A 12,302-nucleotide genomic window follows, 5' to 3' on the forward strand; every position below is an offset into this window, starting at 1 on the left:
CGTGCGGCGGGCCCGAGGGACGCGAACCAGCGGACATGCCATGGCGTGGCGGCGCTACCATGGGCCTGTGGCGGCCGCGCTTACTACGACGACGCCGGGGAATCCCCGGCGGCCGGTTCGCGTGCGCTGACACCGCACACCACGACGAGGCCCCGGGAGCTCCCGGGGCCTCGTGCGTTCCGGGCTCCCGGCCATGACGGGAGGCGAGAGCATGAAACGGGCCGTGCCCGACTCGATAGCATCGGTGCCCAGCCGACCAGCGGCGGGTTCCTACCACCATTGTGACCAGGGAGTTCTTCGTGTCCACCGTGTCTGAGCTGCGCGTCACCCTCAACGGAGACGAACGGGTGGTGCCGGCCGGGACCACCGCCGGGGACGTCCTGGCGGCCGACGGCAAGACCGTGATCGCCGCCCGGGTCGGCGGTGAGCTGCGCGACCTCGCCCACGCGGTCCGCGACGGCGACGCCGTCGAGCCGGTGGAGATCGGCTCTCCCGACGGCCGGGCCATCCTGCGCCACTCGACCGCGCACGTCATGGCCCAGGCGGTGCAGGAACTGTTCCCGGAGGCGAAGCTGGGCATCGGCCCGCCGGTGGAGAACGGCTTCTACTACGACTTCGACGTCCCCGCGGCGTTCACCCCCGAGGACCTCAAGCGCATCGAGAAGCGGATGCGCGAGATCGTCAAGCAGGGCCAGCGGTTCTCCCGCCGAGCGGTCTCCGACGACGCGGCCCGCGCCGAGCTCGCCGGCGAGCCGTACAAGCTGGAGCTGATCGGCCTCAAGGGCGGGGCCTCGGCCGACGACGGCTCCGACGTCGAGGTCGGCGCCGGTGAGCTGACCATCTACGACAACCTCGACCCCAAGACCGACGAGCTGTGCTGGAAGGACCTCTGCCGGGGCCCGCACCTGCCCACCACCCGCACCATCCCGGCGTTCAAGCTGATGCGCTCGGGTGGCGCGTACTGGCGGGGCAGTGAGAAGAACCCGCAGCTGCAGCGGATCTACGGCACCGCCTGGGAGTCCCGCGAGGCGCAGGACGAGTACCTGCACCTGCTGGCGGAGGCCGAGAAACGCGACCACCGCAGGCTCGGCACCGAGCTCGACCTGTTCTCCTTCCCCACCGAGATCGGCGGCGGGCTGGCGGTCTGGCACCCCAAGGGCGGCATCGTCCGGAAGGTGATGGAGGACTACTCCCGCAAGCGCCACGAGGAGGACGGCTACGAGTTCGTCGTCACCCCGCACCTGGCCAAGTCCACCCTGTTCGAGACCTCGGGCCACCTGGCGTGGTACGCCGACGGCATGTACCCGCCCATGGAGATGGACGGCGCGGCGTACTACCCCAAGCCGATGAACTGCCCGATGCACATCACCATCTACAAGGCGCGCGGCAAGTCCTACCGCGAGCTGCCGCTGCGGATGTTCGAGCTGGGCACCGTCTACCGGTTCGAGAAGTCGGGAGTGCTGCACGGCCTGACCCGGGCGCGCGGCTTCACCCAGGACGACGCGCACATCTTCTGCGCCCCCGACCAGCTCCAGGACGAGCTGGCCGCCCTGCTCAACTTCGTGGTGGGGCTGCTGCGCGACTTCGGGCTCACCGAGTTCGAGGCCGAGCTGGCCACCCGCCCGGAGAAGTTCGTCGGCGACCCGGCCGACTGGGAGAAGGCCGAGGCCGCGCTGGAGTACGCGCTGGGGCAGGCCGGGCTGCCCTACGTCATCGCCGAGGGGGAGGGCGCCTTCTACGCCCCCAAGATCGACGTGCACATCCGGGACGCGATCGGGCGGCGCTGGCAGCTGTCCACCCTCCAGGTGGACTTCCAGCTGCCGCAGCGCTTCGACATGGAGTTCCAGGCGGCCGACGGCAGCCGGCAGCGGCCGTACATGATCCACCGTGCGCTGTTCGGCTCGGTGGAGCGGTTCTTCGCCATCCTGCTGGAGCACTACGCCGGGGCGCTGCCGCCGTGGCTGGCACCGGTTCAGGTGGTGGGCATCCCGATCGGCGACGCCCACGTCCCGCATCTGGAGAAGATCGCCGCCCGGCTGCGCGAGCGGGGCGTGCGGGTCGAGGTGGACACCTCCGCCGACCGCATGCAGAAGAAGATCCGCAACGCCCAGAAGCAGAAGATCCCGTACATGCTGCTGGCCGGTGACGACGATGTCGCCAAGGACGCCGTGTCCTTCCGCTACCGCTCCGGCGAGCAGAAGAACGGGGTGTCGATCGACGCGGCGGTGGCCGAGATCGTCGAGACCGTCGAGAGCCGCGTCCAGATCTGATCCGCCGGGGTCGTCTCCGCCATGACCGGGAGACGACCCCGGCGGCCCGGTAACCTCGGTCACCCCCTGCCGATCCGGAGAATTCGACGATGAGGCGCATGCTGCCCCGGGCCGGGCGATCCCGGCTGCTCGGCTACGGCGGTGCGATGCTGCTCGTGCTGCTCGCGGTGGCGGTGCTGGTGACACCGCTGGTCGGGGACGGCGCCCCGCCGGACGCCCCGGCGGCCGGTAAGGACGCGAGCGGTGGCCCGGTGCCGCCCGGGGCGTCGCCGGGCTGGTCGGTGCCCCCCGTGCGCCCGGGGGGCGTCCCCACCGGCACCCCCGGCCCGGGAGCGGGGCGCGACCCGCGGCCGGGTCCGGGCATCGACCCGCCGGCCCGGGTCGGGGGCGCCGCCCCGGCCTGCTCCACCGCCACGGCGGTGCACCGCTACGCGGCCGACGGGCTCCGGGTCACCGTGCGCCCGACCGAGGTCGCACTCGTCAACGTGGCGGTGGAGCTGCGCGGTGGCCCGCCCGTCAGCGAGAACGCCACCGTGCGCGGTAGGCCGCACACCTTCGAGTTCCCCGGGGTGACGGCGGGCGCGGTGCAACGGATCATGGTCACCGTCCTGGACACCTCCGGCTACCGGGCCTGCGCGGCCCGCGCCCAGGGCTGAGCCGGCTCGGGCCATCTCGGGCCCGCTCAGCGCGTGCCGGCGCCCTCCGGCAGCCGCACGTCCTCCACGTCCACGTCCACCGAGGTCACGCGCAGGCCCACCATCAGGGCGACCACCCGGGCGACGTTCGCCTTGACGCGCTTGGCCACATCCATGATCACGCTGCCGTACTCGACCACCACGGAGAGTTCGACCGCGATCTCGGAGTCCTGCTTGCGCACCCGGACCGGACGCTCCCGGTCGGGGGCGGCGCCGAGCCCGGCCACCCCGGGCACCTCCAGCACGGCGAAGGCCGCGATCTTCTCCACCACTTCGTCGCCGATCGTGATCCTCCCCTTGACGACCGCGCTGGGCGTCGCCGCGATGGTGGCCCCCGCGTCCGGATCGGTCCGGGTGGGATCGCCCAGGGCCGGCGCCGGGGCCGGCGTGGCCTGCCGCGTCGCGACCGGTACCTGCTGTGGGGCGGGGGCGGGCGCCGACAGGGGTGAACCGGACGACCCGGGTGGCGAGGGGAAGAAGGGCCGGGGTCGCCTGGGGACTCCGGAGGGGTCGTCACCGGGGCCGGCGAAACCGGTGCCGAGGTCGGTCATCGATCATCTCCAGCCTGAGGAAGCGATCTCATAGTGTCGGAGGCGAATGCAGTGTGCCAGAAAGGCGGCGAAGAGTTCGCCGAAGCGTTGTACGGGCGGGTATCCCCGCGGTGGCACGGCCCGCTCCGCTCAATATGCTGCTTGTCAGGCCGAGGAGAAGGAGAGCGCCGTCTTGAGCGTAGAGCCCGACAGCGCAGCGGCGCCGGAGGCGCGCTGGGACGCTGCCGCCCAGGAGGAGCAGCGCGGAGCGGGCGTGCCCGACAGCTTCCAGCGGCTGTGGACCCCGCACCGGATGGCTTACATCAAGGGTGAGAACAAGCCCACCGGCACCGGGCCGGGGGAGGGCTGCCCCTTCTGCGAGATCCCCGGGATGAGCGACGAGGACGGGCTGGTCGTGGCCCGCGGCGAGGCCGTGTACGCGGTGCTCAACCTCTACCCCTACAACTCGGGGCACCTGATGGTCGTCCCCTACCGGCACGTGGCCGACTACGCCGACCTCGACGCCGCCGAGACCGGCGAACTCGCCGAGCTCACCAAGCGCGCGCTGCTCGCGCTGCGCAAGGCCAGCGGGGCGCAGGGCTTCAACGTGGGCATGAACCTCGGCGGGGTGGCCGGGGCCGGGATCGCGGCCCACCTGCACCAGCACGTGGTGCCGCGGTGGGGCGGCGACACCAACTTCATGCCGGTCGTCGGCCGCACCAAGGTGCTCCCGCAGCTGCTGCGCGACACCCGGCAGTTGCTGGCCGACGCCTGGCCGCAGGACTGATCGAGGCCGGCCGGTACCGGCCGCCCGGCGGTACCGCGGCATGCGCGCCGCCGCCGGGCGGCCGGGCGGGCGTCAGGCCGACATGGCGGTCTTCCCCGTTGCGTCACCGGCCACCTTGCCGGCCAGGTGCGCGGGCAGCGGCTCGTACCGCAGGAACGAGCGGCTGAACGTGCCGGTGCCCTGGGACATGGAGCGCAGGTCGATCGAGTAGCGGACGATCTCCAACTGCGGGACCTCCGCCCGGACCAGGGTGCGGCCGCCGGCCACCGGCTCGGAGCCGAGCACCCGCCCGCGCCGGGCCGACAGGTCCGACATCACCGGCCCCACGTAATCGTCGGGGACCAGCACGGCCACCTCGTCGACCGGCTCCAGCAGCCGGGTCGACGCCCTGGCGGCGGCGTCCTTCAGCGCCAGCGCCCCGGCGGTCTGGAAGGCCATGTCGGAGGAGTCGACCGAGTGCGCCTTGCCGTCGTCCAGGGTGACCCGGATGTCGACCATCGGGTAGCCGGCCAGCACGCCCCGGGCCATCTGGGTCTTCACCCCCTTCTCGACCGAGGGGATGAACTGGCGCGGCACCACCCCACCGACGATCTTGTCGACGAACTCGAAGCCCGTCCCGGACGGCAGCGGCTCCACGGTGATGTGGCAGATGCCGTACTGGCCGTGCCCGCCGCTCTGCTTGACGTGCCGGCCCAGTCCCTCGGCCGGTCCGCCGAAGGTCTCGCGCAGCGGCACCCGTGGCTCCACCGTCTCCACGGAGACGCCGTACCGGGAGCGGAGCCGGTCGAGGAACACGTCGGCGTGGGCCTCGCCCATGCACCACAGCACGAGCTGCCGGGTCTCGGCGTTGTTCTCCAGCCGTAGCGTGGGGTCCTCGGCGACGAGCCGGCCGAGCGCCTGGGAGAGCTTGTCCTCGTCGGCCTTGGACGTGGCCCGGATGGCGACCGGCAGCAGCGGGTCGGGCATCTCCCAGGAGCGCATCAGCAGCGGCCGCTCCCGGTCGGAGATCGTGTCGCCGGTCTCCGCGCGCGTCAGCTTGGCGACCGCGCAGATGTCGCCCGCCCGGCATTCGTTGACGGTCCGCTGCACCTTGCCCAGCGGCGAGGTGAGGGCGCCCACCCGCTCGTCGACGTCGTGGTCCTCGTGCCCCCGGTCGGCCAGGCCGTGCCCGGACACGTGGACCGTGGTGTCGGGCCGCAGCGTCCCGGAGAACACCCGGACCAGGGAGACCCGGCCCACGTACGGGTCGGACATGGTCTTGACGACCTCGGCGACCAGCGGGCCGGCCGGGTCGCAGCCGACCTCGGCCGGGCGGTTCCCGGACACCTCGATCACCGACGGGACGGGGTGCTCCAGCGGCGACGGGAAGCCGCGGATGACGACCTCCAGCAGCTCGATCACGCCCAGCACCGGTCCCGGGTGGTCGCCGTGCGGCACCGCCGTGGTCAGCACGGGGTGGAATCCGCCCCGGGCCACCGCCTTCTCCAGGTCGTCGATCAGCGCTCCGACCTCGATCTCCTCGCCGGCGAGGTAGCGGTCCATGAGCGTCTCGTCCTCGCTCTCCTGGATCACTCCCTCGATCAGCGCGGAGCGCCGCTCCTCGATGCTGTCGGCCAGTTCCGGGCCGGGCTCGCAGTCGTCCCGCCCGCCGCCCGAATAGTCGATCCACCGGCCGGAGAGCAGCCCGATCAGGCCCTGGCAACGCTGGTCCGACTCGCCGGCGTCGATCACCGGCAGGTAGCACGGCAGCACGTTGTCGCCGAAGGCCTCCTGGCAGGCCAGCAGGGCGGCGTCGAAGTCGCCGCGCACCTGGTCGATCTTGGTGATGACCACGGCCCGGGGCATCCCGACGGCCGCGCACTCCTCCCACAGCATGCGGGTCAGCCCGTCGACGCCGTCGACGGCCGAGACCACGAACAGCGCGGCATCGGCGGCCCGCAGCCCGGCCCGCAGATCACCGACGAAGTCGGGGTATCCGGGAGTGTCGATCAGGTTCACCTTCACGCCGTCGTGCATGAAGGGCAGGAGGGACAGGTTCACCGAGCGCCGCTGGCGCACCTCCACCTCATCGTGATCACCGACCGTGGTGCCCTCCTCCACCCGGCCGGGGCGCTGGATCGTCTTGGTCGCGGCGAGCATCGCCTCGGCGAGCGTGGTCTTGCCCGCCCCCGAATGGCCGACCAGCGCGACGTTGCGCACCCTGTCAGGCCGGTCGGCCTCCGGTGCCCTGCCCGCGGCTCCCGGGTGCGCTGCCTTGTCCGCCATGAGCTACCTCCTCGGCGCGGGGCCCGTGCGGGCCCTCCGGCATTGCCGGGAGTGACGCTCGTGACGTGACGGGCGTCACATCCGTATCATCACCCTTCCCCGCTCAGCGACCGAAAACAAGAGGGAAACTCCAGGAAACCGGTAATGTGCCCGACCCAGGCCCTGGCGGAGCCGGGCATCCGGTGGTTCGGACACCGGGCGCCTCACCAGCCACTACGATGGTCGGGCCCTTTGCGGACAGGTTCCGGGGAACGACAGCGGACAGGATCGACGGCGATGCTTAACCAACTGCGGCCCGTGCTGGGACGCGTCCTGACCCCGATCGGGCAGGCGGTCGCCCGGACCGGAGTGACTCCCAATGTCATCACCGTCGTGGGCACCGTCGGCGTCGTGGTGGGCGCGCTCGGCCTCTACCCCCGGGGCCAGCTCTTCTGGGGCACGATGTTCATCACCGCGTTCGTGCTGTTCGACATGCTGGACGGGGCCGTGGCCCGCGTCACCGGCAAGATCAGCCGATGGGGGGCCTTTCTCGACTCCACCATGGACCGGGTCGCCGACGCCGCGATCTTCTCCGGGCTGGCGCTCTGGCTGGTGGGCGAGCGGGCCGGCACGCAGACCGGCCTGGCCGCGCTGGCCCTGTACTGCCTGGTGTGCGGCGCCGTCGTCTCCTACGCCAAGGCGCGGGCCGAGGGGCTGGGCTTCGTCTGCGACGTCGGCATCGCCGAGCGGGCCGAACGGGTGCTCGTGGTGCTCGTGGTGGCCGGGCTCGACGGCCTGGGCGTGCCGTACGTGCTGGCCGCCGGCCTCTGGCTGCTGGCCGCCGCCAGCACGGTGACCGTCGCGCAGCGTTTCGCGGTGGTCTACCGGCAGTCCGCCGCGCAGCCCGTCCCGGAGCACAAGTGACCCTCCGACCACCCAGCCGTGACGAGGCGACGGACGCCCTCTATGCGCTGGGCTGGACCGTGGTCCGCAAGATGCCCGAACGGGCCGCCCGGCAGGTCTTCATGGCCATCGCCGACCGCACCTGGCGGCGGCGCGGCGCCGGTGTGCGGCAGTTGGAGAAGAACCTGTGCCGGGTGCTGGGCAAGGACGCGGTCGACGCCGAGGTCCGCGCGCTCAGCAGGCGGTCCATGCGCTCCTACCTGCGCTACTGGCTGGAGGTCTTCCGGCTGCCGGAGATGAGCCGCGAGCGCGTCCTGGCGGGAATGCGGATCACCGGGCACGAGGCGCTGTTCGAGGCCCTGGACTCCGGGCGCGGCGCGGTCGTCGCGCTCCCGCACATGGGCAACTACGAGCAGGCGGGCGCCTGGCTGGTGTACCAGGGGTATCCGTTCACCACGGTCGCCGAGCGGTTGCGGCCCGAGTCGCTGTTCGATCGCTTCGTGGCCTTCCGCGAGAGCCTGGGCATGGAGGTGCTGGCGCTGGGCGGCGGCAACGGCGCCACGGTGTTCGGCACCCTGGCCCGGCGGCTGCGCGCCGGCGGGTGCGTCTGCATCGTGGCCGACCGCGACCTCACCGAGAGCGGCCTGGAGGTCGAGTTCTTCGGCCGGCCCGCCCGGATGCCCGGGGGCGCCGCCGCGCTGGCGGCCCAGACCGGGGCGGCCCTGTTCCCGGCCACCCTGTGGTACGAAGGGGAGCACTGGGGCGCCCGCGTGCACGAGGAGATCCCGGTGCCCGCGGAGGGCACCCGGCAGGAGAAGGCGCGGGCGATGACCCAGGGCGTCGCGGACGCCTTCGCCGCGGGCATCGTCGCCCACCCCGAGGACTGGCACATGCTCCAGCGGGTGTGGCTGGAGGACCTGTGAGACCGGAGCGCGCCGGATGAAGATAGGAATCGTCTGTCCCTACACCTGGGACGTTCCCGGGGGGGTGCAGCAGCACATCCGCGACCTGGCCGAGGCGCTGCTGGCGCTCGGCCACGCGGTGTCGGTGATCACCCCCGCCGACGACGACTCCCCGCTGCCCGCCTACGTGGTCCCGGCGGGCCGCGCCGTGCCGGTGCCCTACAACGGCTCGGTGGCGCGACTGGCGTTCGGGTTCCTGTCGGCGGCGCGGGTGCGGCGCTGGATCCGCGACAACGACTTCGACGTGCTGCACGTCCACGAGCCCGCGGCACCCTCGCTCGGCCTGCTGGCCTGCTGGGCCGCCGAAGGTCCGATCGTCGGTACCTTCCACGCCTCCTACACCCGGTCCCGGATGGTCTCGGCGACCGCTCCGATCCTGCAGAGCGCGCTGGAGAAGATCACCGGTCGGATCGCGGTGTCGGAGGCCGCGCGCACCACCCTGGTCGAGCACCTGGGCGGCGACGCCGTGCTGATCCCCAACGGGGTGACCACCGAGCGGTACGCGATGGCCGAACCGCTGCCCGGCTGGGCGGGCCGCGGTGACGGCGCCGAGCCCCGGGACGGCGCCGGCGCCATCGGCTTCCTGGGCCGGATGGACGAGCCACGCAAGGGCCTTCAGGTGCTGCTGCGCGCCTTCGAGATCCTGGCCCCGCAGCGCCCCGGGCTGCGGCTGCTGGTGGCCGGGCCGGGCGACGCCGATGACGTGTTCGACAAGGTTTCGCCGGCGCTGCGCGACCGGGTGGTGGTGCTCGGCATGATCAGCGAGGCCGACAAGGTCCGCGCCTACCACTCCGTCGACGTGTTCGTGGCCCCCAACCTGGGCGGTGAGAGCTTCGGCATCGTGCTGGCCGAGGCGATGTCCGCGGGCGCGCCCCTCCTGGCCAGCGACATCGAGGCGTTCCGGCGGGTGCTGCTGGACGGGCGGGCCGGGGTGCTGTTCCCGGTCGGCGACGCCGCGGCGCTCGCCGAGGCGACCGCCGAACTGCTGGACGACCCGGCCCGCCGCAAACACCTGTCCGCCGAGGCGCGGACCGCGGTGCGCGCCTACGACTGGTCCACGGTGGCCCGGGACGTGCTGCGGGTGTACGAGACCGTGGTGGTCCCGGGTGCCGGGGTGGTGGAGTCCGGTGCCTAGCCGGCTGGTGGACGTCCTGTTCTGGATCGCCGTCGTGTTCCTCGTCGGCGTGTACGTGTCGTGGCGGGCCACCCGGCTGGACCGGCTGCACGTGCGGGTGGAGACCGCCCGGGCCGCGCTGGACGCCGCGCTGGTCCGCCGGGCCGCGGTGGTGCTGGAACTGGCCGCCTCCCGGCTGCTGGACCCGGCCACCAGCCTGGTGCTGGCGACCGCCGCGCACGAGGCCCGGACCGCGGACGCGGAATCCCGGGAGTTCGCCGAGAGCGACCTGTCCCGGGCCTTGCGCGCGGTCTCCGAGCAGCCGGACTTCCGGGCCACCGTGGTCGAGCGGGGCGACGGCCCGGCCCTGCTGGACGAGCTCGACGCGGCCGTCCAGAAGGTGACCTTCGCCCGGCGGTTCTACAACGACGCCGTGGCCGCCACGCTGATCGCCCGGCGCAAACTGCTGATCCGGATGCTGCCGCTGGCCGGGAACGCCCCGGCGCCGGGGTTCTTCGAGATCGACGACGCGCCGCCGCAACTGTGAACCAGCCCATGATCGGCCGGTAACCGGCCCGACGGGTCAAAGGCGTCCGCTACTCTCCGAAGCCGGTAGCGGAAAGGGTTGATTGTGCGCATTGCCATGCTTCGTACGGCCGCCATTCTCGGCGCCGTCACCCTGGCGGGCGTGTCGGCCTGCTCGGAGGACGGGCGCAAGGCCGTCCCGCCGGTCAGCCCGGGCACCACCACTCCCACGCCGACCCCCACGCCGACGCCGCCCGCCACGCACCCCTTCACCGGCGGCCGGACCGGGCTGCAGAACCCGGTACTCGCCGTGAAGATCGACAACACCCGTCCCGCCCACCCGCAGGAGGGCCTGCGCTCGGCCGACATCATCTACGTCGAACAGGTCGAGGGCGGCGAGACCCGGCTGATGGCGATCTTCTCCTCGAAGCTGCCGCGCCGGGTCGGCCCGGTTCGCAGCGCCCGGATCTCCGACCTGCACATCCTGAGCGCGTACGGCCGGCCGGCCTTCGCCTTCTCCGGCGTGCAGAGCAAGATGAAGCCCTACATCCGGCGGTCGAAGCTCTACGACATCTCCCAGGACAACGGCGGCAGTTCCTACTTCCGGGTGGGCGGTGGCCGGTCGATCCCCTACAACCTGTTCAGCAGCCCCCGGGCCCTGCTCGCCCAGGCGCCGAAGGCGTCCGGACCCCGCAACATCGGCTTCCGCTTCGGCCCCGCCCCCGAGGGCGGCAAGCCCCGCACCAGCTTCACCGCCCGCTGGCCCTCAGAGACCATGGGTTTCCGCTGGTCGGCCGCCCAGAAGCGCTGGCTGTCGTCGCACAGCGGGCGGAGCAACACCGCCGCCGAGGGCGGGGTGCTGGGCGGGCAGACGATCGTCGTCCAGTACGCCAAGACCACCCGGTCGCGGTTCCACGACTTCCTGGGCTCCTACACGCCGCTGATCCATACCACCGGCACCGGCCGGGCCACCGTGCTGCGCGACGGGAAGGCCTACGACGCCCGGTGGTCCCGGCCGAACGAGGAGTCCGGCACCACCTTCACCACCGCCGCCGGCGCCCCCATGACCTTCGCCCCCGGGCAGGTCTGGGTGGTGCTGGTCAACGACGGCCCGCCGCGGATCCCCTGACCCGGCGGTCTCCGGAGGACGGCGCGTCGAACACTGCAACGAGCAGGCAATATCATGGAAAGGTCCATGTCGTCCGCTCATGTGAGGTAAAAACCGGTGTCCACTGACAGTTCCGCTCCCGTCGAGTCCGCAGCCCCGACCGCCGCCGCGACCGGGACCGCCCGGGTCAAGCGCGGGATGGCGGAAATGCTCAAGGGCGGCGTGATCATGGATGTCGTCACCCCCGAGCAGGCCAAGATCGCCGAAGACGCGGGTGCCGTCGCCGTCATGGCCCTGGAACGGGTGCCCGCCGACATCCGGGTGCAGGGCGGCGTGGCCCGGATGAGCGACCCCGACATGATCGACGGCATCATCGAGGCCGTCTCGATCCCGGTGATGGCCAAGGCCCGCATCGGCCATTTCGTCGAGGCCCAGGTCCTCCAGGCGCTCGGCGTCGACTACATCGACGAGTCCGAGGTGCTGACCCCCGCCGACGAGGCGCACCACATCGACAAGTGGGCCTTCACCGTCCCGTTCGTCTGCGGCGCCACCAACCTCGGCGAGGCGCTGCGCCGCATCGCCGAGGGCGCGGCCATGATCCGCTCCAAGGGGGAGGCCGGCACCGGCAACGTCGTCGAGGCGACCCGGCACATGCGGCAGCTCCGCGCCGAGCTCAAGCGGCTCACCACGCTCGACGAGACCGAGCTGTTCGTCGCCGCCAAGGAGCTGCGCGCCCCCTACGAGCTGGTCAAGGAGGTCGCGCAGGCCGGCCGGCTGCCCGTGGTGCTGTTCACCGCCGGCGGCATCGCCACCCCCGCCGACGCGGCCATGATGATGCAACTCGGCGCCGAAGGCGTCTTCGTCGGCTCGGGCATCTTCAAGTCCGGCAACCCCGCCCAGCGCGCCGAGGCCATCGTGAAGGCCACCACCTTCCACGACGACCCCGACGTCCTGGCCAAGGTGTCGCGCGGGCTGGGCGAGGCCATGGTCGGCATCAACGTCGACACCCTGCCCGAGTCCGAGCGGTACGCCGGCCGGGGTTGGTGACCGGGCCGGTTTCTTCTCCCCGCCTCTCCACAGCGCGTGCCGCGCGGGTTACGCTGGCCGCGCGGCCGGGCGGGACCGGGCTGGTCGGGGGTGACCGAGGTTCGCGAACGGCCCGCG

General features: G+C 72.4%; 11 protein-coding genes. 9 read left to right on the plus strand and 2 right to left on the minus strand.

Translation table 11 applies throughout. The features are described 5' to 3' along the window. The first annotated feature begins 299 nt into the window (after window positions 1-299). Window positions 300-2,270: a threonine--tRNA ligase gene (thrS, locus tag DPM19_RS03355; protein WP_111863250.1), complete on the plus strand. Its 1,971-nt coding sequence runs from the start codon at window positions 300-302 to the stop codon at window positions 2,268-2,270. A gap of 89 nt (window positions 2,271-2,359) precedes the next feature. After that, entirely contained in the window at window positions 2,360-2,926 is a 567-nt protein-coding gene (locus tag DPM19_RS03360) for a hypothetical protein (RefSeq protein WP_146778728.1), read from the plus strand. Window positions 2,927-2,952: 26 nt separating this feature from the next. On the opposite strand, the gene DPM19_RS03365 is transcribed toward DPM19_RS03360, so the two are convergent. Then, window positions 2,953-3,516, minus strand: a complete 564-nt coding sequence (locus DPM19_RS03365; RefSeq protein ID WP_111863252.1) for an Asp23/Gls24 family envelope stress response protein — start codon at window positions 3,514-3,516, stop codon at window positions 2,953-2,955. A 172-nt stretch (window positions 3,517-3,688) separates the two neighbouring features. Here DPM19_RS03365 and DPM19_RS03370 point away from each other — a divergent pair, with 172 nt between their 5' ends. Then, a complete protein-coding gene (locus DPM19_RS03370) occupies window positions 3,689-4,282 on the plus strand; it encodes an HIT family protein (RefSeq protein ID WP_407642470.1) in 594 nt (197 codons plus the stop codon). Window positions 4,283-4,354: 72 nt separating this feature from the next. On the opposite strand, the gene DPM19_RS03375 is transcribed toward DPM19_RS03370, so the two are convergent. After that, the gene (locus DPM19_RS03375) at window positions 4,355-6,547 is read right to left on the minus strand and encodes an elongation factor G-like protein EF-G2 (RefSeq protein WP_111863253.1); all 2,193 of its coding nucleotides are present in this window, start codon (window positions 6,545-6,547) and stop codon (window positions 4,355-4,357) included. Window positions 6,548-6,823: 276 nt separating this feature from the next. Between DPM19_RS03375 and pgsA the strand changes: the two genes are divergently transcribed. The 6 genes from pgsA (at window position 6,824) to pdxS (ending at window position 12,185) form a co-directional block, all read left to right on the plus strand. Continuing rightward, window positions 6,824-7,450, plus strand: coding sequence for a phosphatidylinositol phosphate synthase (pgsA, locus tag DPM19_RS03380; protein ID WP_111863254.1), 627 nt, complete (start codon window positions 6,824-6,826; stop codon window positions 7,448-7,450). Next, window positions 7,447-8,352, plus strand: coding sequence for a phosphatidylinositol mannoside acyltransferase (locus DPM19_RS03385; protein WP_111863255.1), 906 nt, complete (start codon window positions 7,447-7,449; stop codon window positions 8,350-8,352). Before pgsA ends, DPM19_RS03385 begins: the two co-directional genes overlap by 4 nt. Window positions 8,353-8,368: 16 nt before the next feature. Continuing rightward, window positions 8,369-9,526, plus strand: a complete 1,158-nt coding sequence (locus DPM19_RS03390; RefSeq protein WP_111863256.1) for a glycosyltransferase family 4 protein — start codon at window positions 8,369-8,371, stop codon at window positions 9,524-9,526. Beyond that, window positions 9,519-10,052, plus strand: coding sequence for a LemA family protein (locus DPM19_RS03395; protein ID WP_111863257.1), 534 nt, complete (start codon window positions 9,519-9,521; stop codon window positions 10,050-10,052). The genes DPM19_RS03390 and DPM19_RS03395 overlap by 8 nt, the downstream gene beginning before the upstream one ends. 96 nt (window positions 10,053-10,148) lie before the next feature. Then, entirely contained in the window at window positions 10,149-11,159 is a 1,011-nt protein-coding gene (locus tag DPM19_RS03400; RefSeq protein WP_111863258.1) for a DUF3048 domain-containing protein, read from the plus strand. A 96-nt stretch (window positions 11,160-11,255) separates the two neighbouring features. Beyond that, window positions 11,256-12,185 carry a pyridoxal 5'-phosphate synthase lyase subunit PdxS gene (gene pdxS, locus DPM19_RS03405; protein WP_111863259.1) on the plus strand — a complete coding sequence of 310 codons (930 nt, stop codon included), beginning with the start codon at window positions 11,256-11,258 and terminating at the stop codon, window positions 12,183-12,185. The last annotated feature ends 117 nt before the right edge of the window (window positions 12,186-12,302 follow it).

Source organism: Actinomadura craniellae (genome assembly GCF_003289645.1).
Classification (GTDB): domain Bacteria; phylum Actinomycetota; class Actinomycetes; order Streptosporangiales; family Streptosporangiaceae; genus Actinomadura_D; species Actinomadura_D craniellae.

Coding starts and splice junctions, on each gene's coding strand:
- DPM19_RS03360 (WP_146778728.1), top strand. CDS start 2,360: ATGAGGCGCATGCTGCCCCGGGCCGGGCGATCCCGGCTGCTCGGCTAC.
- DPM19_RS03365 (WP_111863252.1), bottom strand. CDS start 3,516: ATGACCGACCTCGGCACCGGTTTCGCCGGCCCCGGTGACGACCCCTCC.
- DPM19_RS03375 (WP_111863253.1), bottom strand. CDS start 6,547: ATGGCGGACAAGGCAGCGCACCCGGGAGCCGCGGGCAGGGCACCGGAG.
- pgsA (WP_111863254.1), top strand. CDS start 6,824: ATGCTTAACCAACTGCGGCCCGTGCTGGGACGCGTCCTGACCCCGATC.
- DPM19_RS03390 (WP_111863256.1), top strand. CDS start 8,369: ATGAAGATAGGAATCGTCTGTCCCTACACCTGGGACGTTCCCGGGGGG.
- DPM19_RS03400 (WP_111863258.1), top strand. CDS start 10,149: ATGCTTCGTACGGCCGCCATTCTCGGCGCCGTCACCCTGGCGGGCGTG.